21 protein-coding genes are annotated in these 20709 nt (G+C 73.6%); 12 read left to right on the top strand and 9 right to left on the bottom strand.

The window, feature by feature from the left end:
• Positions 1-54 precede the first annotated feature (54 nt).
• Positions 55-789 (top strand): SDR family NAD(P)-dependent oxidoreductase, encoded by a 735-nt coding sequence (locus tag ABT299_RS26105; protein ID WP_500252315.1) that lies wholly within the window; start codon positions 55-57, stop codon positions 787-789.
• A gap of 33 nt (positions 790-822) precedes the next feature.
• Here the strand turns inward: ABT299_RS26105 and ABT299_RS26100 are convergent, their stop codons facing one another.
• The 4 genes from ABT299_RS26100 to ABT299_RS26085 all read right to left on the bottom strand — a co-directional run bounded on the left by ABT299_RS26100 (position 823) and on the right by ABT299_RS26085 (position 5281).
• Positions 823-1992, bottom strand: a complete 1170-nt coding sequence (locus tag ABT299_RS26100) for a serine hydrolase domain-containing protein (RefSeq protein ID WP_387027434.1) — start codon at positions 1990-1992, stop codon at positions 823-825.
• 88 nt (positions 1993-2080) lie between these two features.
• Positions 2081-2596: a nitroreductase family protein gene (locus ABT299_RS26095; protein ID WP_500252314.1), complete on the bottom strand. Its 516-nt coding sequence runs from the start codon at positions 2594-2596 to the stop codon at positions 2081-2083.
• Between the two features lie 74 nt (positions 2597-2670).
• Positions 2671-3519, bottom strand: a complete 849-nt coding sequence (locus ABT299_RS26090; protein WP_500252313.1) for an SMP-30/gluconolactonase/LRE family protein — start codon at positions 3517-3519, stop codon at positions 2671-2673.
• A gap of 106 nt (positions 3520-3625) precedes the next feature.
• Complete coding sequence (locus ABT299_RS26085; RefSeq protein ID WP_190864721.1) at positions 3626-5281, bottom strand: phosphatidylglycerol lysyltransferase domain-containing protein; 1656 nt, start codon at positions 5279-5281, stop codon at positions 3626-3628.
• 195 nt (positions 5282-5476) lie between these two features.
• On the opposite strand from ABT299_RS26085, the gene ABT299_RS26080 reads away from it, so the two are divergent.
• The 3 genes from ABT299_RS26080 to ABT299_RS26070 all read left to right on the top strand — a co-directional run bounded on the left by ABT299_RS26080 (position 5477) and on the right by ABT299_RS26070 (position 7211).
• The gene (locus ABT299_RS26080) at positions 5477-5932 is read left to right on the top strand and encodes a flavodoxin family protein (protein WP_433238710.1); all 456 of its coding nucleotides are present in this window, start codon (positions 5477-5479) and stop codon (positions 5930-5932) included.
• A 28-nt stretch (positions 5933-5960) separates the two neighbouring features.
• Positions 5961-6260 carry a Dabb family protein gene (locus tag ABT299_RS26075; protein WP_190864725.1) on the top strand — a complete coding sequence of 100 codons (300 nt, stop codon included), beginning with the start codon at positions 5961-5963 and terminating at the stop codon, positions 6258-6260.
• A 279-nt stretch (positions 6261-6539) separates the two neighbouring features.
• A complete protein-coding gene (locus ABT299_RS26070; RefSeq protein ID WP_500252312.1) occupies positions 6540-7211 on the top strand; it encodes a response regulator transcription factor in 672 nt (223 codons plus the stop codon).
• Here ABT299_RS26070 and ABT299_RS26065 read toward each other — a convergent pair.
• Positions 7189-7416, bottom strand: a complete 228-nt coding sequence (locus tag ABT299_RS26065) for a hypothetical protein (RefSeq protein WP_190864729.1) — start codon at positions 7414-7416, stop codon at positions 7189-7191. The genes ABT299_RS26070 and ABT299_RS26065 overlap by 23 nt on opposite strands.
• A gap of 258 nt (positions 7417-7674) precedes the next feature.
• Here ABT299_RS26065 and ABT299_RS26060 point away from each other — a divergent pair, with 258 nt between their 5' ends.
• On the top strand, positions 7675-9801 hold the full coding sequence (locus ABT299_RS26060; RefSeq protein ID WP_500252311.1) for an MMPL family transporter: 2127 nt from the start codon (positions 7675-7677) through the stop codon (positions 9799-9801).
• A gap of 67 nt (positions 9802-9868) precedes the next feature.
• Here ABT299_RS26060 and ABT299_RS26055 read toward each other — a convergent pair whose 3' ends face one another.
• Positions 9869-10537 carry a TetR-type transcription factor C-terminal domain-containing protein gene (locus tag ABT299_RS26055; RefSeq protein WP_190864733.1) on the bottom strand — a complete coding sequence of 223 codons (669 nt, stop codon included), beginning with the start codon at positions 10535-10537 and terminating at the stop codon, positions 9869-9871.
• A 170-nt stretch (positions 10538-10707) separates the two neighbouring features.
• Between ABT299_RS26055 and ABT299_RS26050 the strand changes: the two genes are divergently transcribed.
• Positions 10708-11295 (top strand): HAD family hydrolase, encoded by a 588-nt coding sequence (locus ABT299_RS26050; protein WP_387027445.1) that lies wholly within the window; start codon positions 10708-10710, stop codon positions 11293-11295.
• Here ABT299_RS26050 and ABT299_RS26045 read toward each other — a convergent pair.
• Positions 11292-12257, bottom strand: a complete 966-nt coding sequence (locus tag ABT299_RS26045) for a zinc-binding dehydrogenase (protein ID WP_500252310.1) — start codon at positions 12255-12257, stop codon at positions 11292-11294. The genes ABT299_RS26050 and ABT299_RS26045 overlap by 4 nt on opposite strands.
• A 155-nt stretch (positions 12258-12412) precedes the next feature.
• On the opposite strand from ABT299_RS26045, the gene ABT299_RS26040 reads away from it, so the two are divergent.
• Positions 12413-13387, top strand: a complete 975-nt coding sequence (locus ABT299_RS26040) for a UbiA family prenyltransferase (protein WP_500252309.1) — start codon at positions 12413-12415, stop codon at positions 13385-13387.
• A 4-nt stretch (positions 13388-13391) separates the two neighbouring features.
• On the opposite strand, the gene ABT299_RS26035 is transcribed toward ABT299_RS26040, so the two are convergent.
• Positions 13392-14465, bottom strand: coding sequence for an Rv1352/Rv1906c domain-containing protein (locus tag ABT299_RS26035; RefSeq protein ID WP_500252308.1), 1074 nt, complete (start codon positions 14463-14465; stop codon positions 13392-13394).
• A gap of 178 nt (positions 14466-14643) precedes the next feature.
• Between ABT299_RS26035 and ABT299_RS26030 the strand changes: the two genes are divergently transcribed.
• Entirely contained in the window at positions 14644-15315 is a 672-nt protein-coding gene (locus ABT299_RS26030; protein WP_500252307.1) for a peptidyl-tRNA hydrolase, read from the top strand.
• Between the two features lie 47 nt (positions 15316-15362).
• Here ABT299_RS26030 and ABT299_RS26025 read toward each other — a convergent pair whose 3' ends face one another.
• Positions 15363-16004, bottom strand: coding sequence for a hypothetical protein (locus tag ABT299_RS26025; protein WP_500252306.1), 642 nt, complete (start codon positions 16002-16004; stop codon positions 15363-15365).
• 209 nt (positions 16005-16213) lie between these two features.
• On the opposite strand from ABT299_RS26025, the gene ABT299_RS26020 reads away from it, so the two are divergent.
• The 4 genes from ABT299_RS26020 (at position 16214) to ABT299_RS26005 (ending at position 20551) form a co-directional block, all read left to right on the top strand.
• Complete coding sequence (locus tag ABT299_RS26020; protein WP_190864745.1) at positions 16214-16510, top strand: hypothetical protein; 297 nt, start codon at positions 16214-16216, stop codon at positions 16508-16510.
• A gap of 670 nt (positions 16511-17180) precedes the next feature.
• Positions 17181-18272, top strand: a complete 1092-nt coding sequence (locus tag ABT299_RS26015; protein ID WP_190864747.1) for a sugar ABC transporter substrate-binding protein — start codon at positions 17181-17183, stop codon at positions 18270-18272.
• Between the two features lie 196 nt (positions 18273-18468).
• The gene (locus tag ABT299_RS26010; protein WP_190864749.1) at positions 18469-19254 is read left to right on the top strand and encodes an ATP-binding cassette domain-containing protein; all 786 of its coding nucleotides are present in this window, start codon (positions 18469-18471) and stop codon (positions 19252-19254) included.
• A gap of 13 nt (positions 19255-19267) precedes the next feature.
• Positions 19268-20551, top strand: coding sequence for an ABC transporter permease subunit (locus ABT299_RS26005; protein WP_190864751.1), 1284 nt, complete (start codon positions 19268-19270; stop codon positions 20549-20551).
• The last annotated feature ends 158 nt before the right edge of the window (positions 20552-20709 follow it).

The raw sequence follows: 20709 nt of genomic DNA, 5'->3' as shown, positions 1-20709 counted from the left end.
GCGGACGCGGGCGGCGGCTACGGTGAGGGCACGAGCGGCCGGAGCGGAGGACCGATGGACGGCATGACCCTCGACGGACGCACCGCCGTCGTCACCGGCGGCGCGGGCGGCATCGGCCGGGCGATCTGCGCCGACCTCGCCGCGCTCGGCGCCCGCGTCGTCGTCGCCGACCTCGACCTCGCCGCCGCCGAGGACGTCGCGGAGCGGACCGGCGGCGCCGCCGCCCGCGTCGACCTCACCGATCCGGCGTCCATCGACGCGTTCACGGCAAGCGCCGGGCCGGTGGACGTCCTCGTCCACAACGCGGGCGTCAGCATCGTCGAGCCGTTCGCCGACAGCGACCCGGCCGACTGGGACCTGATGTGGCGGGTCAACCTGCGCGCACCGATGCAGCTCACCCGCGCGCTGCTGCCCGGGATGACCGAGCGCGGGTGGGGCCGGCTGGTGTTCGTCTCCTCCGACGGCGCCCGCGCCGGCGCCGGCGGCGAGGGCGCTTACGCGGCCACCAAGTCCGGGCTGTTCGGGCTCGCCAAGTCCCTCGCCCGCGAGGCGGCGGGCGGCGGCGTCACGTCCAACGTGGTGTGCCCCGGGCCGACGGACACGCCGATGGTCCGGGCGGTGTCCGACCGGCACCCGGACCTGCTGGCGAAGCTCGCCAGGCAGATCCCGCTGCGCCGCATCGGCCGCCCGGACGACGTCGCCGGCCTGGTCGCGTTCCTGTGCACCGACCGCGCCGGCTACATCACCGGCCAGACCGTGTCCGTCAGCGGCGGCATCACCATGCAGTGACCCGGCCCGGCCGAAGCGGCGGGCGGGCGCGGCTCAGCCCAGGGAGGCGTACGCGGCCTCGGTGAGGCGGAACGCCCGCAGGTCGCCCGACACCTGCTCGCCCATCCGGTTCGGCAGGTACGCCAGCGCCAGCCCGGCGTCCGGGTCGCCGAGCCCGATCGAGCCGCCCGCGCCGGTGTGGCCGAACGCCGTCTCCCGCGCCGCCTTCGGGACGAAGAACGTCTGCGACGGGCGCATGAACCCGAGCCCGAACGAGCTCTCCACGATGAGCGTCCGGTCGGGGCCGGACACCCGGCGGCGCAACGCCTCGCGCAGCGTGTCCGGGCGCACGATCCGGCCCGCCACCAGATCGCGGTAGAACCCCGCGAACGCGGGCGCGGTCGCGAGCATCCCGGCGGACGGCCAGCCGGCGCGCAGCACCACCGGGTTGTTGTAGCCGCCCTTGCCCGGATGGGGGTTGTTCAGCGCCCGGTTCATCTGGCTCTGCGGGTCGCCGTAGGCCGCGGCGATCCGCTTGAGCACGTCGCCGGCCGCGGTCTTCGGACCGTCGGCCGCACCGGACACGCGGCCCCGCGCGGTCATCTTCGCCGCGCGTTCGATCACCTCGTCCGGCGCCCCGATCCACATGTCCAGGCCGCCGGTGAACTCCTTCTTCACGAACGCGCCGACCGGCGTGCCGGACAGCCGCCGGACGATCTCCCCGGCCAGCCAGCCGTAGGTCAGCGCGTGGTAGCCGTGCGTCTCGCCCGGCGTCCACTCCGGCGCCTGCGCGGCGAGCAGGTCCGCGAGGGCCTTCGGGTCCGCCGCCTCCTCGGCCGACACGGGACGGTCGAACGCGGGCAGCCCCGCCTGGTGCGACAGCAGGTGCGCCGCCGTCGCGGCGTCCTTGCCGTGCGCGCCGAACTCCGGCCACCACGCGGTGACGGGGCCGTCCACGTCGTAGGCGCCGCGCTCGGCGAGCAGCAGCGCCGCCGCGGCCGTCACCGCCTTGGTGCAGGAGAAGCCGAAGCACGGCGTGTCGGCGGCCCAGGCGCGCCCGGTCCGGTGGTCGGCGACGCCGCCCCACAGGTCCACGACCTTGCGGTCCCCGGCGTACACGGCGACGGCGGCGCCCAGCTCCCTGCCGTCGGCGAAATGCTGCTCGAACACCTCACGGACGGCGGCGAACGCCGGATCGCAGTGCCCCTGCACAGTGCTGCTCATGCCCGGTCCTCTCCACGGGGGTTTCTAGAATCATGCTCGAAGATTCCAGAAGTCCGGGCATCGGTCCCGCGTCATTCCCTCCGGACGGTCACCAGCGGTCGCGGTGCACCACGTCCTCGAACGCCCGCCGGGCCGGGTTCCGGACGGGCTTCAGCGGACGGCCCGCCGGGTACCCCAGCGCGACCAGGTAGGCGCAGTAGCGGTCGTCCGGCAGGCCGAGCACGCGGCGCGCCACCGACTGGTCCATCACCGTCGCGTGCCCGCTGCCGATCCCGAGGTCGACGGCCGCGAGCATCATGCTCAGCATCGCCTGCCCGAGGTCGAACCGCGCGGTCTCCCGCTCGGCGGGGTCGTCGTAGTCGCGCATGACCAGCGCTATCGTCGCCGCCGAACCGGGGACGTGCGCCGCGTACTCGCCCGCCGCGGCCAGCTCGGCGAGCCGATCCCGGTCCGTCACGACGACGAAGTCCCACGGCTGCCAGTTCTTGGACGACGGCGCCCGCCGCGCCGCCTCAAGGACGCGGTCGAGGTCGTCGGGCGGGATCGGGTCGTCGCGGTACTCCCGGACGTTGCGCCGGGACGTGATGGCGTTCCAGGTCTCCACGCGAGTGCGCTACCCTCCGCCCACCTCGGGAAACGGCCGGGTCGCCGACGGCGCGCGGCGGGGAGCGGCGCGGGTCAGGGCCAGCCCGCGCCGGGCACCTCGACATCCGCGGCGAGGAGGCGCCCGCTGCCAGGCCGCACCGGCTCCGGCTCGGTCATGCCCTGCCACTCCGCCGCCGTGATGAACAGCGTCGTCCCGCCGGGGCCGCCCAGCGCGCAGGCGAACGCGCCCCGGTCCACCTCGACCGCGTCCAGGACCGCGCCGCCCTCGGCGACGCGCACGCACCTCTCGTGCGGCACGTCCGCGTACCAGACGGCCCCCTCCGCGTCGGTGCAGATGCCGTCCGGCGTCCCGTCGCCGAGGTCGGCCCAGACGCGCCGGTCCGACAGTTCGCCGCCGGCGCCGATCGCGAACGCCACCAGCTCGCCGCGGTAGGAGTCGGCGACGATCAGCGTCGACCCGTCCGGGGTCACCGCCATCCCGTTGGGGAACGCGACGTCACCGGCGACCTCCCGGACCGTCCCGTCGGGCGCGGCCAGGAACACGGACCCGGGACGGAACTCCTCCCCGGCCATCGGGTCGAACCCGGCGCGGTTGACGTAGGCGTTGCCGCGGCCGTCCGCGACGATGTCGTTCCAGCCCGTCCGGCCGAGGTCCGCGTGCACGGTCCGCGTCCCGTCGCCGTCCTGCCGCAGCAGCCGCCCGCCGGGCGAATCGACCAGCAGCAGCTCGCCGTCCGGGAGCCACGCCGTGCACAGCGGCAGCGACTTCACCCGCGCGACCACCTCGCATCGCCCGTCCGGATCCGCGGCGAGGACCTCGCCCGCCGTCCAGTCGGAGAAGTACACCCGCCCGTCGTGCCACCGCGGCGACTCCACCAGCCCCCGCCCGCCGACCAGCGTCCGGATCTCCCGCATCGTCATCACCCTCGCCCCTCGTCGGGAACATTCCACCCTCTACACGAACGACCTCCGCCGGTATCGACAGCGTCGCGGCGGAGGTCGTCTCGGGTCGGGGGCGCGGGGACCGCTAGCGGATGTAGTGGTGGACGGGTTCGGTGACGGGCTCCTCCGCGGCGGACGCCGGCTTCGTGCGGCCGAACTCCAGCGTCAGCAGCGCCGCCGCCAGCCACACGATGTCGAACCACGACCGGAAGACGATGCTGCGCGGCTTGTAGGCGGGCCGGAACTTCTTGTCGAACAGGTACAGCGACTCGACCGCGATCAGCGGGTCCAGCAGGTGCAGGGCCTGGTAGCCGGCCTTCTCCAGCGCGCCGCGCTGCTCGGCGTCCAGCAGCTCGCGGAAGGCCGCGAAGTTCAGCGAGACGAGCGCGTGGCCGTGCTCGCCCGCGTACTCGATCATCTCGACGATCAGCCGCTCGTTGACGCCGTTCGGCCCGCCGGGGGAGCGCCGCATCGCGTCCAGGCTGATGCCCTCGCCCGCCGTCACGTACCGCTGGAAGGCGATCGGCTTCTTGTCCTCGTCGTAGGCGACCGCGACGACCGCGCCGGGGTGGTAGCCGGTGAGCAGCTCGTCGAGGTTCATCGAGAAGCCGCGCTCGGCGGCGCCGCCCAGCGAGCCGGACGCGACCTCCAGCAGCGCGGCGCGCAGGTCCGCGGACAGCTCGCGCTCGGGCAGGATCTCGGTGGTGACGCCGGCGTTGACGGTGCGCTTGACGGCCTGCCGGACGTTGCGCATCTGCCGGCCCGACAGCGTGAACTCCTCCGGCCGGACGACGACCTCGTCGCCGAAGCCGAACGAGCGCAGCGGGCCCCACTCCGGCAGCAGGTCGGCGCTCGCGCCGAGCACCGCGGGCCGCCAGCCGGTCCTGCGGCACAGCTCCAGGAACTCCGCGATGGCGGCGGCGTGCGACCTCGGGTCGCCGACGGGGTCGCCGCCCGCCACCGCGATGCCGAACAGCACCCGGTAGCCGATCGCGGCGCGCCCGTCCGGGCTGAACACGTACGCCTTGTCGCGGCGCAGCGCGAACGGGGCGAGGGTGTCCGAGCCGGGGTGCGCGACCAGGCCGGCGACGCGGCGCCGCTCGTCCTCGTCGCCGGGCGGCGGCGCGGGGTCGGGCGCCAGCAGCGTCATCACCAGGGCGAGCAGGCCCACCGCGCCGGCCAGGCCGAGCACGCCGGGCAGCCAGGACGCGCCGTCGATGCGCGCGCCGGTGGCGCCGAGGCCGCTCGCGACGACCCGCACGGACCGCACGGAGACACCGCCGACCAGCACCGACCCGACCACCGCGCCGATCACCAGGAGCGCGCCGGTCTTCACCGCGGTGCGGACCCGGTCGGGGTGCGGGCGGACGGGGAAGCGGTCGCGCTCCACCCAGAGCCCGACCAGGACGGCCGCGAGGAGCGGCACCCGCCACGGCGCGTCGTCGCCCGCCACGACGGCGAGCAGGCCGAGGACGACCAGCGCGACCAGGCCGTACCAGGCGGCCCGGCGGCGCAGCAGGACGCCGCGCGCGATCAGCAGGAGCACCAGCCCCAGGGAGACGGCGTGCGCGGGGGCGAGCGGTGTTCCGGTCACCACCGCCGACAGTCGGTCGAGCCAGTGCGGGGACCATGCCATGGCGGGCACGGCGATCAGGACGGCGACGAACGCGGCGACGAGCGCCAGCGGCCAGACGGGCAGGGGCTCGCCGCCGGCGCGTTCGGCCGATTTCGCTGCATGCACGAGAAGGACACCTCCGCTGAGCCCCAACCATGATCCTTTGGAACTCATTCCCCGGATCGGACGTTATCTTTGGCCGCTCATGGTCAGCGTCGTCCGGACACCTCCTATGACGTCGCGTTCGGCGACTCCGGCGGTCCTCGTCCCCACGACGGCCGTACCCGGCCACCCGAGGGGAAACTGGTTAGTCTCGTGAGGGTGAAGAGGCTCCTGCTCGTTCATCACACGCCCTCGCCGTCCGTCCAGGCGATGGTCGAGGCGGTGCGCGCGGGGGCGCGCACGGACGAGATCGAGGGCGTGGAGGTCGTCTCCCGTCCGGCGCTGACCGCCTCCGCCGTGGACGTCCTCGAGGCGGACGGCTACCTCCTCGGCTCCCCTGTGAACCTCGGTTATCTCTCCGGGGCGCTCAAGCACTTCTTCGACCAGATTTATTACCCGTGCTTGGACGAGACAATCCGCCGGCCGTTCGGGGCGTTCCTGCACGGGAACAACGACGCCGCCGGGGCGCTGCGCGCGCTGGAGTCCATCACGACGGGGCTGAAGTGGAGGGCGGTCCAGCCGCCGGTGGTGGTGATGGGGGAGCCGGGCAAGGCCGACCTGGAGGCGTGCTGGGAGCTCGGCGCGGTGGCGGCCGCGGAGCTCGGGACCGTTTGAGCCCGCCGCTTCTCGGTAGCGTGCCCGCATGAGCGGTTTCCGTCACGTGGTGATGTTCAGGTGGGCCGAGGGCACGACCATCGGCCAGCAGGAGGAGGTCGCGGCGAAGCTGCGCGAGCTGACCGGGGTCATCCCGGAGATCCGCGGGTACAGCGTCGGCCTCGACGCGGGCGTGAACCCGGGGTCCTACGAGTTCGTCGTGGTCGCCGACTTCGCGGGCAAGGACGACTACCTGGTGTACCGCGACCATCCGGCGCACCGGGCGGTGATCGACGAGTTCATCACGCCGATCGTCGCGGAGCGGGCCGCCATCCAGTACGAGACCTGACGCGCGCCGGGCCGGGACCGGGGCGGCGCGATGTGCGCTGTCCCACACAACGCTTACCGAGCAAGCGCTTGTGTCGAAGCACATTTCAGGTTAGTTTCACAAAACGCCCGCCGGGAACGGATCGCGCCCCGTTCCCGGCGGACGGCCTACGCCCGCCCTCCTCCGTCCTCCGGCGGCGCCCTCGTGGGAACGGTCCGATTCCTCCCGCGGCCCGAATCGTCGTACGGTTGCGCCGTCGCATCCGGGCCGGACGGGGGCCCGGCGGACGGGGGAGCAGGCGTGATCACAGTGGTGCTGGCCGACGACCAGTCGCTGGTGCGGGCCGGGTTCCGGATGCTGCTGTCCGGCGAGGACGGCATCGAGGTCGTGGGCGAGGCCGAGGACGGCGACGCGGCGGTGGAGCTGGCCCGCCGGCTGCGGCCCGACGTCGTCCTCATGGACCTGCGGATGCCCGGCACCGACGGGCTCGCCGCCACCCGCCGGATCGCCTCCGACCCCGCGCTCGACGACGTGCGCGTCCTCGCCCTCACCACCTACACCGACGACGAGCACATCTACCTGGCGCTGCGCGCCGGAGCGGCCGGCTTCCTCGTCAAGGACATGGAGCCCGTGGAACTGGTGAACGCCGTCCGGGTGGTCGCGGGCGGCGAGTCGCTGCTCGCCCCCGCCGTCACCCGCGCCGTCATCGAGGGCTTCGTCGGCGGCCGTCCCGGACCCGCCCCCGCCGCCGTCGGCCGGCTCGAGAGCCTCACCGGCCGGGAGCGGGAGGTCGTGCGGCTGGTCGGGCGGGGGCTGTCCAACGCCGAGATCGCGAGCGCCCTCGCGGTCAGCCCCCTCACCGCCAAGACGCACGTCAGCCGGGCCATGAGCAAGCTCGGGGTGCGCGACCGGGCCCGGCTGGTGGTCCTCGCCTACGAGTCGGGGCTGGTCACCCCCGGGTCCGCGAGTTGAGGATCTCGTCGCGGAGCTGCTGCGGAGTGGGGGCCTCCAAAAGCCGCGGACCGTCCCGCAGCGGGACCAGGGCCCACCAGGACCCGGTCGCCTCGCCGAACCAGACGCGCACGCCCGGGAACTGCTCCTGCAGGCCGCGCGCCGTGGCGGCGCGGAACGCCGCCGGCGTGGGCTCGTCCCGGCCGGCGCCCTGTGGAGCCGTCATGCCGCCCTCCCCCCGATGATCTCCTCAGTAACAGCGTCCCCACGGACCAATGCGTCACCCCTACTCGGCAAATTGTGACTAAGCACACTATGGAGGTTCGGGGGGCCCAACGGTGGGATACCGCGCCGGATGTACTCCTGCGGAAGTAGCGGGCCTCCCGGAAGACGCCGCCCGCCCGACGACGCGGACCGGGTGCGCGAGCCACGCTTTCGGGAACGACGTGTTCTCTACCCGCGGACTCCCGCGAAGGTGGTTCCCATGAAACTGGCCAGGCTCGCCCGGGTCTGCTATCGGAGGCGATGGCTCGTCGTCGCCGCCTGGATCGTCGGCGCGCTCGCCGTGCTGGTCCTCGGCTACGGCTTCGCCGTCAAGCCGCTCAACGACTTCACCGGAGGCTCCTCCCATTCCGCGACCGCGAAGAAGCTGCTCGACGAGCACTTCCCCAAGCGCAGCGGCGACACGATCACGCTCGCCGTGCGGGCGGACGCCGGAGTGCGCTCGGCCGCCGCGAAGGAGCGGGTGACCCGGGCCATCGACCGGCTCGGCAGGACACCGCACGTCGCCTCCGTCACCTCGCCCTATGACGTCCCCGGCCAGATCTCCAAGGACGGCCGGACGGCGTTCGCCACCGCGAACCTCGACGTCCCCACCAACGACGTGCCCACCACGGACGTCACCAAGCTCATCGACGACGTCCGCAGCGACTCCGGGCCCGTCCGGATCGAGCTCGGCGGCGCCGCGATCGACAACGCCGAGACCGCGGAAGGCGGGTCGTCGGAGGGGATCGGCGTGCTCGCCGCCATCGTCATCCTGCTGATCGCGTTCGGCTCGGTGCTGGCGATGGGACTGCCGATCGTGACCGCGCTGTTCGGCATCGGCTCCGGGCTCGGGCTCATCGCGCTGATCGCGCACCTGCTGCCCGCGCCGTCGTTCGGGCCCATCGTCGCCGCGCTCCTCGGCATCGGCGTCGGCATCGACTACGCGCTGTTCATCGTCACCCGCTACCGGGAGGAGCTCGCCGCCGGGAAGGAACCGGAGGAGGCGACCGTCACCGCCGTCACCACGGCCGGACGCGCCGTCCTGTTCGCCGGCAGCACCGTCGTGATCGCCCTGATGGGCCTGTTCGTCATGCAGCAGAAGCTGTTCAACGCCGTCGCCGTCGCCGCCGGCGTGGCGGTGCTGATGACGATGCTCGCCGCCGTCACCCTGCTGCCCGCGCTGCTCGGCTTCACCGGCCGGGCCATCGACCGGCTCCGCGTGCCGGGCCTCGGCCGGGCCCGCCGCCCCCTCGCCGAACGCTGGGCCCGGGTCGTCCAGACCCACCCGGTCGTCACCGGGCTGGCCGCGGCGGCCCTGCTGCTCGTCCTCGCGGTGCCGGCGCTGTCGATGCGGCTCAGCCTGCCCGACTCCAGCACCCAGCCGCACGACACCAGCGGCTACGCCGCGAACCAGATCATGGCCGAGGGCTTCGGGCCCGGCACCGCCGCGCCGCTGGTCATCGTCACCCGGGGCGGGAACCCGGCGCCGGTCGCCGCGGCCGTCGGCGCCGCACCGGGCGTCGCGGCCGTCCAGCCGCCGCGCACCAGCCCCGACGGGGCCGTCTCGCTGATCATGGCGTTCCCGACCACCGGCGCGCAGGACGAGGCCACCCCGCGGCTGGTGCACCGGCTCCGCGACGACGTGCTGCCCCGCGTCACCCGCGGCACGGACCTGCGCGCCTACGTCGGCGGCCAGAACGCGGCGTCCATCGACTTCGCCGACGACGTGCAGAACCGGCTGCCGCTGCTCATCGCGATCGTGGTGGGGCTGTCGCTGCTGCTCCTCGTCGCGCTCGTCCGCTCGCTCACCGTGGCGCTGCAGGCCGCGCTGATGAACCTGCTGTCGATCGCCGCCGCCTACGGGGTGCTGACCGCCGTCGTGCAGTGGGGCTGGGCGGGCAAGGCGCTCGGCTTCCCCACCTCGATGCCGGTCACCACCTGGGTGCCGCTGATGATGTTCCCGATCCTGTTCGGGCTGTCCATGGACTACGAGGTGTTCCTCGTGTCGCGGATCCGCGAGTCGCACGAGGCGGGCGTGCCCACCCGGGAGGCCGTCGCGCGCGGCCTCGCCGGCACCGCGCGGGTCATCACCGCCGCCGCCGCGATCATGGTGATGGTGTTCCTGTCGGTGCTGCTCGGCGCGAACGTCGCCGTCAAGCAGATCGGCCTCGGCCTCGGCGTCGCCATCCTGATCGACGCGACCGTCGTGCGGATGGTGCTCGTCCCCGCCCTGATGGAGCTGTTCGGCGAGAAGAACTGGTGGCTGCCCGGACCGATCGCGCGGCTGCTGCCGCGCCGCCGCCTCGAGAGCGCGCCGGAGCGCCCGGGCGTGCCGGTACGGGGATAGCGGGCCCCGCCCGCCGGCGGGGGACGGCGGGCGCCGGGCCTGCGGGCCGCAGGCGTCCGCCCGGGGGCTAGTGGGTGTTGATCCCGTCGAACATGACCTTGATGTAGTGCTCGCCGAGGCTCTGGGCGTCGAGCCGTCCGCCCGGCTTGAACCAGCGGACGGCCACCCAGATGGTGTCGCGGATCATCCGGTAGGTCAGCTTCGGGTCGAGGTCCTCGCGGAACAGCCCCTGCTCCTGGCCGGCCGCGATGGTCTCGACCCACATCTTCTCCACCTCGTCCTCGGACTTGGTGAGGTAGGCGAAGCGGTCCATGCCCTGGAGGTAGTTCCAGTCGTTCTGCATGACCGTGATCGCGGCGCGGTGCGGCTCGAGGCTGTTGAACGCGATGCGGACGAGCCCGGCGATCGTCTCCCGCGGGTCGCGGCCCGCGTCGATCTCGGCCCGGTAGGCGGCCATGATCTCGTCGAAGAAGCCGGTCAGGATCTCGTCCACGATCGACTCCTTGGAGTCGAAGTGGTGGTAGAGGCTGCCGGACAGGATGCCGGCCTCGTCGGCGATGTTGCGGACCGTGGTGGCCTGGAAGCCCTTCTCCGCGAACAGGTCCGCGGCCAGCCTGACCAGGTGCTCGCGGCGCTCCGACGCCAGGGCCGGCGAGCCCTTGCCGCGGCGGCGCGCGCCGCCCTCGCCGGCGGCCCGGGGCCTCGCCCGCCCGGAATTCGCGCTCGTGGTCGTCACCCTCTCATTATGCCGTGCGCGCCCAACCGCTTGCTCAGTCCGCGCGTCAACGGCAGTTTACGGTGTGCCCAAGCGCTTGTTCCATCACCCGGGGCTCCCGCGTCGCGACGCGGCGCGACGTCCGCCGCCCCGCGACGCCCGCACCGGGCCGCCCCGCATACCCTCGGACCATGCCCGATGTGATCGTCTTCGACCTGTTCGGCGTCATCGCCCGCACCCAGACCCCCGAGGCCGTGCGGGAGATCGAGGAGATCGCCGGGGTCTCCGGCGCCCCGTTCTGGGACGCGTACTGGGCGCTGCGCCCCGCCTACGACGCCGGCCAGGAGAGCGCCGCCTACTGGGCGGACGTCGCCGCCGCCCTCGGCACCGCGTTCCCCGACGTGCCCGCGCTGATCGACGCCGACCTGCGCAGCTGGACCAACGCCGACGAGCGCATGGTCGCCCTCGTGCACGAGCTGGCCGACGGCGGGCGCACCCTGGGCCTGCTCTCCAACATCATCGCCGACCTCGTCCCCCGCTTCGAGGCGCGGCACGGGAGCTGGCTGTCCCGGTTCGACGCGCTCACCTACTCGTGCGCCATCGGCGTCGCCAAGCCCGACCCGCGGGCCTACCGCATCTGCGCCGAGCGCCTCGGCGTGAAGCCAGCCGACGTCCTGTTCATCGACGACACCGAGCGCAACGTCCTCGCCGCCCGCGAGACCGGCATGGCCGCCGAGGTCTTCACCGGCCCCGACCAGATCCGCGCCCTTCTCGGCTAGAGGCGCACGACGAGCTTGCCGGTCGCCTCGTCGGCCTCCATGTACCGGTGCGCGTCGGCGATCTCGTCCAGCGCGAAGACCCGGTCGACGTTCGGCCGGAACCGGCCGCTCCCGACCTCGTCCACGAGCCGCTGGAGCGTCGCGGCGCCCGCCGCGCCCTGCACGTCGTCGCTGTGGAACACGGTGAGCCGCGTCCCGCTCCGCATCGCCTGCATCGGCTCGAACTCGGGAAGCACCCACGCGCCGCCCAGGATGCCCGTCATGCACACCGTGCCGCCCTTGCGGACGAGGCCGAGCGAGTCCACGAGAGTGGACGCGCCGACGAGTTCGAGCACGTGGTCCGGGCCGTCCGGGACGATCGCCCGCACCCCGTCCGCGATGCCGCCGTCGTCCAGGACGACGTGGTCGGCGCCCGCCGCCTCCAGCGCCTCGACCTTGCCGGGGTTGCGAGTCGTCGCGATCGTCCGCAGGCCGAGCCCCCTGGCGAGCGACAGCGCCGCCATGCCGACCGACGACGTCCCGCCCCGCACCAGCAGCGTCCCGCCGTCCGCGCCCAGCGCGTCCAGCGACCCCTGGGCGGTGAGGTAGGTCTCGGGCAGCGCCGCGAAGACCTCCCAGTCCAGCTCGGTCGTGACGGGGATCAGCAGGTCGTCGGGGAGCAGCGCGTACTCGGCGTAGCCGCCGTCGAACGCGCGCCCCATCTCGCCCATGACCGCCGCGACCCGCGTCCCCGGCGCGAGCACCCCGCCCGCGGCGACCTCCCCGACGCACTCGATCCCGAGCACGCGCGGGAACCGCACGCCGGGGGAGTGCCCCTGCCGGGTGAACATCTCCGACCGGTTCAGCCCGAACGCCCTGACCTTCACCAGCGTCCACTCCGGCCGCGGCTCCGGAACCGGCACCTCGCGCACCCGCAGCACGTCCGGCGGCCCCGGCCGCTCCGCGACGGCCGCCCGCATCATGATCGACTCCACCCCGAGAACAACTACCCGCCCCACCGGGATCATCCCGGCCGGCCGCGCATGGGACGGGAGCTCCCGGGCACTGGTGCCCGCAGAGCGTCTGGACGTAGTGTCCAATAGGGGCGGGGGCGCGTTGGAACCCTGGGGGTGACGGTATGCGCGCTTCTCGGACGCGGGGCCGGGTGCCGGTGCGGGCGGCGGTGCAGCGGTGGCGGGTGCTGCTCGACCTGTGGCTCATCGCGAGGCCCGCGATCTGGCTCGTCTCGCTCGTGCCGTTCTACGTCGGGCACCTGCTCGCGACGCGGTGGCTGATCGCGGGCCAGGACGCGTGCGTGCCGATGAGCGGACGGTGCCTGGACGCGGCCGCGCCTGTGCTGACCGGGCTCGTCGTGTGGGGGCCGCTGGTCTGGCTGGCAGTGCTGGCCATCAACGACGCCTTCGACCTGGACGGCGACCTGAGGAATCCGCGCAAGGACGACGCGCCGCTGGTCGACGGGCGGCTGAGCGTGCACGGCGCGCTGGTCGCGGCGCACGTCACCGCGGCGGCGGCGCTGCTCGTCGCGCTGACGGTGCGGCCGGCGTTCGCGCTGGTCACGCTCGGGTTCCTGGTGCTCGGCTGGCTGTACAGCGTGCCGCCGGTCCGGCTGAAGGACCGGCCGGGGTTCGACGTGGCGACCAACGCGGCCGGCGTCGGCGGCCTCGCGCTGCTGGCCGGCTGGACGGTCGTGCGTCCCATCGAGGGCTTCCCGTGGGTGATGGCCGTCGAGGGCGTCCTGGTCGCGACCGCCCTGTACGTCCCGACGACCGTCACCGACTACAAGGCCGACCTCGCCAGCGGGTACCGGACCATCGCCGTGCGGCTTGGCCCGCGCGGCGCGTACCGGATCGGGCTCGCCGCGTGGACGGCGTCGTGCGCGCTCGCGGTGACGCTGGCCGCGACCGGGCACGTGTTCCCGCACCGGACGCTGTGGACGCAGGCCGTGTCCGCGCCGGTGCTGGTCTGGGCGTACCACCGCTTCCTCGGCCGGGCGCGCGAACCGGGGGAGGTGCTGCACGGCATCATCGTCGCGAGCTGGATGTTCCTCGTCCCGTACCTGGTGTTCGCGCTGATGTACGCGCGGGTGCTCTGAGCGGTCAGGCGGGCGGGGGCGGGAGCTCGCCGCCGGCCTCGGCGGCCCTCGCGAGCCGCTCGCGCAGCGTCCGGACGAGCGCGTCGCCCTGCTCGGTGAGCCGCTCGATCGCGGGCAGCGCCAGGTCGTCGCGGACGGTGTCGGCGAGCAGCTCGTCGTACTCGTGCGCCTTCGCCGCGAGGGACTCCAGGTGGCGGTGCGCGGCCAGGGCCTCGTCGGCGGCGCGGGCGCGTTCGGCGTACCGTTCGAGGGCCTCGATCCGGCGCGTCACCGCCTCGACGGAGATGTCGAGCTTCTCGCGGAGCGGCCGCAGCGCCGCCTCCACCTCGGGCAGCGGCGCCGCCTCCGCCATCTCCTCCTGCTCCCTGCGCAGCTTCGACTGCCGCGCCAGGACCTGCGCGATCTCCCACTCCTGCCGGGGCAGGGTGACCGCGTTGTCGACCGTGTCCAGCAGCCCCTCCCGGTTGACCTGCGAGTCGCGGACGGCGTCGACCGCGGCCTGCAGGCGGACGAGCAGCGCGCGGCCCGGCCCGTCGAAGTCCTCGGGGGTGAGGTAGCGGTGCCGGCGGCGCTCCAGCTCGCGGGCGCGCCGCAGGTCCAGCGAGACCGACGGGGTGCCGAGCGCGACCAGGACCGCGAGCATGCCGAGCCCGATCAGCCACAGCGAGCCGAGCAGCGGCGAGCCGAGCAGGCCGAGCCCGAGGACGGTCAGCGGCGCCAGCCACAGCAGCGGGCGGCGGCGCGCCACGAGCGTGTCGAGCTCGGCGCGCAGCGCGGGGTCGGCGACCGGGCGCGGCTCGGCCGCCGGGCCCTCCCCGGCGCGGCGCGGCGGGGCGATCCGCCGCCAGTACGCGCCGACGTGGGTCTCGAACGCGAAGTCGGTCGGCTCGATCTCGACCTCGGTGCCGCCGGCGGGCAGCGGCCACATGCCGACCGGGTCGCCCCCGCCGGGGCCGGTGAAGCGGACCCACCAGCCGCCCGCGGCGTCGTCGCACCGGTACCGCCCCGGGGCGACGTCGATGCCGACGAAGAACGTACCGACTCCGGGGATGGACTCGTTCCACGCGCCACTGGTCACCGGCGACCTCCGACCCGACCTCTCGCCGTGCCCCTCGCCCCCCTCCGGCGAGGGCCGTCCCACCGTGCTGCGCCCGCGACAGGACCGACGCCCGGGAGACGACAACAGTTGCATTACCCACATCGTCCCCGGGAAAGCGGCGTCACGGACATCGGAACCGGTTTGGAATACTCCATGGGTGCGACCTGCTTACGACCCTCTCGACGACCCGCCCTGGGCGATGCAACTGGTGGTACGTGCGGAAAAGGCCGATCCGCCCACTCACGGCGCGGTCTGCGAGGCCGCGGCGACCGCCGTCGTCCGGCTGCTCACCGACCCGCGCGCCACCGAGCCCGACGGGGAATGGCGGCACGCGGTGCACGAATGGGAGTCGCGGCGGATCCGGAAGGTGACGCGGCGCGCGCGCGGAGTGCGATGGCCGGAGGCGCAGGCGCTGCCGGGCGTGACGGTCGAGCGCGCGGGCGCGCAGGTGCGGGCGTTCCCGCCGGGCCCGGTCGCGGACGTCCCGCCGGAACTGGCGAAGCTCCAGGTGGCCGGGCTCGACCTCGCGGAAGCCGAGGAGCCGCCGCCTCCGCCCGCCCCGCCGTACGCCGCGCTCGCCCTGAACCCCGATGTGACGATGACGACCGGCAAGGCGGCGGCGCAGAGCGGGCACGCCGCGCAGATGCTGCTGCGGCAGGGCCGGCGCAAGGACGTCGCGGCGTGGATCGAGGCGGGCGCGCCCGTCCACCTGGTCCGGGACGTCGCGTGGGCGCGCTGCGTCAAGGAGGCGGCCGTCGCGGTCCGCGACGGCGGCTTCACCGAGGTGCCGCCGGGGACGATGACGGCCATCGCGTGGATCGTCCGCTGACGTCCGGACCCTCCCGTGCCGTCCGGGCGCGCCGGGGCGCGCCCGGATCAGCGGCGCGGCAGCCGGTTGAGCGCGGCGAGCGCGAACTCCTGCGTCCGGGTGAGCCGCCGCGGCTCGCCCTCCCCGCCGGGCGCGCCGCCGTCCTGCCCGGGGCCGGCCGGCGCGGGCGACGCGGCCGAGGCGCGGACCGCCGCGCCGCTGCCGACCTGCGCCTTCGCGCTCAGCCCGTACGAGACGAACAGCAGCACCACGAAGCCCGCGAGGTAGAGCAGGTGCTCCAGGAGCCCGCCCAGGCGGCCGTCGAACACGTCCAGGACCGCGAACACCGCGAAGCCCGCCATCCAGCCGGCCAGCGCCGGGACGAACCACACGTCGCGGCGGCGGACGAGTCCCGCGGCGGCCACCGCGACGAGCACGGCCTCGGCCGCCTTCGCCAGGATCAGCAGCGTGCCCGCGTTCCCCGAGCCGAAGTAGTCGCCGAGTTCCTTGCGCCGGTCGCTCCACAGCAGCGCCGCGCCGGCCAGGCCGGTCACCCCGTACGCGATGAGGAAGACCCCGACCGCGTAGTGCATCCGGTGCCAGGTGCCCCCCGGGGAGGGCGGAGTGGTCCCCTCCGCCGGGCGCCGCTCGGGCAGCCGCTGGTCGGGCCGGGTCCACTCCGGGTTCGCGCCCGCGCTCGCCATCGCCATACGCCCCAACTTCCCCCTTCGAGTGCCATGCGCAACATATCCCGGATGCCGTTCGCGGCCGCCGGGCACCGCGCCCTTTGCGACGCTCGCCGCGCCGCCGGAGTTCGCGCCGCACCCGCACCGACCGGGCCGAAGTGCTTGCACCCGCGCCGGGGAAGGGGGAGGGTGAGATCTCGTCGGGCCGCGCGGAGTCCACGGGGAAGACAAGGATGACGCCTGACGATACGGGAACCGCCGCGCCCGCTCGGACGCGGATCGAATATCTGGAAGAGCTGGGCGGCGAGCTGGTCGAACGCGGCCTTCGGGTGCGGCTCACGCTGCCTCGGGGCCAGTCGCCCAGCCTGCACGTGATGAATCCGGACGCCTCCGCCCTGACGGAGAACATCCTCGCGGAGCGGGGCGCCGACGGATGGTGGTACTGGTGGTCGTGGGCGGAGCGCATCGCTCCCGCCGACGACGTCGCCGCCGCGGCCGACCGGGTCGCGCTGGTCCTCTCGGTCCACTGACCCGCCCGCCGGGCGGGGACGTCCCGGGGCCGCACCGGCCGCCGGACGCATTGCCGCCCGTCCCGGGACCGCGGCGCCCGCGGTCACGCCGACGCGGGACGGGCGGGTCCCATCGGAGCACGACGGCACCGTGATCATGCGGCGGCTCCCGGCACGAACCGGGACCGCGATCGCGTGATCACGGCCTTCGCCGCGCCCGCCGTTCCCCGCACGCCTAGCTTCGCCCCATCACGCCGTGCCCGCGCCGTTCCCTGCCCCGCCACGCTTCGCCGCATCACGCCGCGCCCTGTGCGCCGAACGTCGCCCCACCACGCCGCGCCCGCGCCGGGCGTGCTCGCCGAGGTTTCGGACGGCTTCGCGCCGCGGGTTGACCGCGGGTCCGGGTGAATGTTGACCCGCCGAACATATGCCGCGCGCGGCCCCGGAACGCCCTGACCTCCGGTTCCGCCGCCCCGATCAGCGCCCTCCCTCGTTTCCCCCGTGTTGATCTCGCGTTACGGGATTGTTACTGCCCACAACAAATTAGCCGGGCGAGAGGTCTGGCGTTCCGGACGAGCCGGACATAAGTTGCGGGACACAACATTCACGCCGGTGGAGGTGCGACCGCGCTCGCCGGCGCTGCGAACCCTCGGCCGCGCCATGCGGCCACCCCCAAGAAAGGACCCGGGCAATGCGCAAGGGGATCCTCAGCTTCATGGCCCTCTCGGCGGCCGCGGCGCTCACCCTGTCCGCGTGCGGGGACGACAACGGCGGCGGCGACAAGGGCTCCGGCTCCGGCTCCGGCGCGGTGAAGGGCAAGGTCGGCGTGATCCTGCCCGACACCACCTCGTCCGTCCGCTACGAGAGCTTCGACCGCCCCTACCTCGAGCAGGCGTTCAAGACGGCCGGCGTCCAGTACGACATCCAGAACGCCGAGGGCTCGACCCAGCGGTTCCAGACGATCGCCGACCAGATGATCACCAGCGGCGTCACCGTGCTGATCGTGGACGGCATCGACTCCAACTCCGCCGGCGCCGTCCAGCGCAAGGCGCAGTCCCAGGGCGTCAAGACGATCGACTACGACCGGCTCACCCTCGGCGGCGTCTCCGACTACTACGTCTCCTTCGACAACGTGAAGGTCGGCGAGGAGCTCGGCAAGGGCCTGCAGAAGTGCCTCGGCGGCAAGAGCGCCAACATCGCCTACCTGAACGGCTCGCCGACCGACAACAACGCGACGCTGTTCGCCAAGGGCGCGCACAACATCCTCGACCAGGTGTCGACCTACAAGAAGGTCGCCGAGCAGGCCGTCCCGGACTGGAAGCCGGACAAGGCCGCGACGATCTTCGAGCAGATGTACACCGAGCAGCACGGCAAGATCGACGGCGTGCTGGCCGCCAACGACGGCCTCGGCAACGCCGCGATCTCCATCCTGAAGAAGAACCAGCAGGCCGGCAAGGTCGCGGTCACCGGCCAGGACGCCACCCTCCAGGGACTGCAGAACATCCTGGACGGCACCCAGTGCATGACCGTGTACAAGCCCGTCAAGCAGGAGGCCGACGCGGTCGCCAAGCTCGCCGTCGCCCTCATCAAGGGCCAGAAGGGCGAGACCAACGGCACCACCAACGACCCGCAGGGCAAGCGCGACGTCCCCTCGGTGCTGCTGAACCCGATCGGCATCTTCAAGGACAACGTCAAGCAGGTCACCGACGACCAGTTCGTCAAGGCCGCCGACCTGTGCAAGGGCGCCTACGCGGCCAAGTGCAAGGACGCCGGCATCCAGTGACCTCGCACTGACCCCGTCGATGTCGCCCGGGGAAGCGGGGGGTCGCACCCCCCGGGCGGTACTGACCCTCGTGGCGGGCCCCACCCGCTGAGGACGCCCCGGGAGCCCGGAACCCCGGGACGTCCACGGGGCCCGCCACGGGCCCGCGCCAACCCCCGGAAGGAAACGGGCCCGCGCTACCCCTGGAAGGAATCACGTGGCAGAAAACGGAGACCCCGTCCTCCGCCTGACCGGGCTCAACAAGAGCTTCGGCGCCGTCCATGTGCTGCACGACGTGGACTTCGCCGTGCGGCTGGGCGAGGTGATGGCCCTCGTCGGCGACAACGGCGCGGGCAAGTCCACCCTCATCAAGTGCATCGCCGGCATCTACCCGATCGACTCGGGGAAGATCGAGTTCGACGGCCGCGAGGTGACCGTCGACGGTCCGCGCGCCGCGGCCGACCTCGGCATCGAGGTCGTCTACCAGGACCTCGCGCTCGCCGACAACCTCGACATCGTGCAGAACATGTTCCTCGGCCGCGAGCGCCGCCGGGGCATCGTGCTGGACGAGGCGTCCATGGAGGAGGCGGCCCGGCAGACCCTCGCCCGGCTGTCCGTCCGCACCGTCAAGTCGGTGCGCCAGCAGGTCGCCAGCCTGTCCGGCGGGCAGCGGCAGACCGTCGCGATCGCCAAGGCGGCGCTCTGGGAGTCCAAGGTCGTCATCCTGGACGAGCCGACCGCCGCGCTCGGCGTCGCGCAGACCCGGCAGGTGCTCGACCTCGTCCGGCGGCTCGCCGACACCGGGCACGCCGTCGTGCTCATCTCGCACAACATGAACGACGTGTTCGAGGTGGCCGACCGCATCACCGCGCTCTACCTTGGCCGGGTCGCCGCGGACGTGGCACGCTCCGAGGTCACCCACGGCCAGGTCGTGGAGCTCATCACCGCCGGCCGTTCCGGTGATCTCGGCCTCGCGCCGCAGACCGCCGCCGAGAGCATCTGAAAGGGGGACCGAGGTGTCCACCGAACTCCCCGAGGGCAAGGAGGCCGCCGTGAAGCTGGCGGACTCGGACTTCGCCGCCGACCGCCGCGAGCACGACGTGCGCTCGGCGCTACTGGACTACTGGGGCCGCATCCGGGCCGGTGAGCTGGGCGCGCTGCCCGCCATCCTCGGCCTCGCCGCGCTCATCGTCCTGTTCTTCGCGCTGCGGCCCAACACCTTCCTCAGCAACCAGAACATCGCGAACCTCTGTACGCAGGCGCTGCCCATCGTGATCCTCGCGATGGGCCTGGTCTTCGTCCTGCTGCTGGGCGAGATCGACCTGTCCGCCGGTGTCGCGAGCGGCGTCTGCGCCGCCGTGATGGCCAAGCTGATCGCCGACAGCGGCCAGCCCTGGTACGTCGCGGTGATCTCCGCGCTGGCGGTCGGCGTCGTCATCGGCACCGCGATCGGCTGGCTGGTCGCGGTCGTGCGCATCCCGTCGTTCGTCGTGTCGCTGGCGTTCTTCCTCGGCATCCAGGGCATCACGCTGAAGCTGATCGGCGACGGCGGCACGGTGCCGGTCCGCGACGACTTCATCGTGGCGCTGGCCAACAAGAACATGCCGATCTGGCTCGGCTGGACGCTCGCCGCGGTCTGCGCGGCCGGCTACGCCGGGACGCAGCTGCTGCGCTGGCGCCGCCAGCAGGCCCGCAACCTGCACTCCCGGCCGGTCGAGCTGGTGATCGCCCAGTCGGTCGTGGTCGCCGCGGCGCTGCTGCTCGGCACCTACCTGCTCAGCCAGGACCGCGCAGCCAGCCCGCTGATCTTCCTCGGCGGCGTGCCGTGGGGCGTCCCGCTGGTCGGCGTGCTGCTCATCGTCTGCACGTTCGTGCTGGCCCGCACCCCGTACGGCCGGCACATCTACGCGGTCGGCGGCAACGCCGAGGCGGCCCGCCGCGCGGGCATCAACGTCACCCGGATCCGGATCTCGGTGTTCATCATCGCGTCCGGGTTCGCGGCGGTCAGCGGCATCGTCGCCGCGTCCCGGCTGAACTCGGTCACCCCCGACGCCGGCGGCGGCAACACCCTGCTGTACGCGGTCGGCGCCGCGGTCATCGGCGGGACGAGCCTGTTCGGCGGGCGCGGCAAGGCCCGCGACGCGGTCCTCGGCGGCCTGGTCATCGCCATCATCGACAACGGTCTCGGGCTGCTCGGCACGAAGGCGTACCTGAGCTTCCTCATCACCGGGATCGTGCTGCTGTTCGCGGCGAGCATCGACGCCCTGGCGCGGCGCCGCCGCAGCAACACCGGCCGGTGACCCCGTGCCGGCCCTGCCCCTGAAGGCCGGGACCCCGTGAACGCGGGAGACGCCCGGGGGCCGGCGGCGCGCGGCGCCCGGCCCCGGGCCCAGCCGGACGGTGGCCCCCAGCCCCCCCACCCCCTTGCCCCCGTCGGCCCCCGGGCGCCCGGGGACAC

The organism is Spirillospora sp. NPDC000708 (genome assembly GCF_040299565.1).
Lineage (GTDB): Bacteria > Actinomycetota > Actinomycetes > Streptosporangiales > Streptosporangiaceae > Spirillospora.
This window is presented reverse-complemented; position numbering and strand designations above follow the sequence as displayed.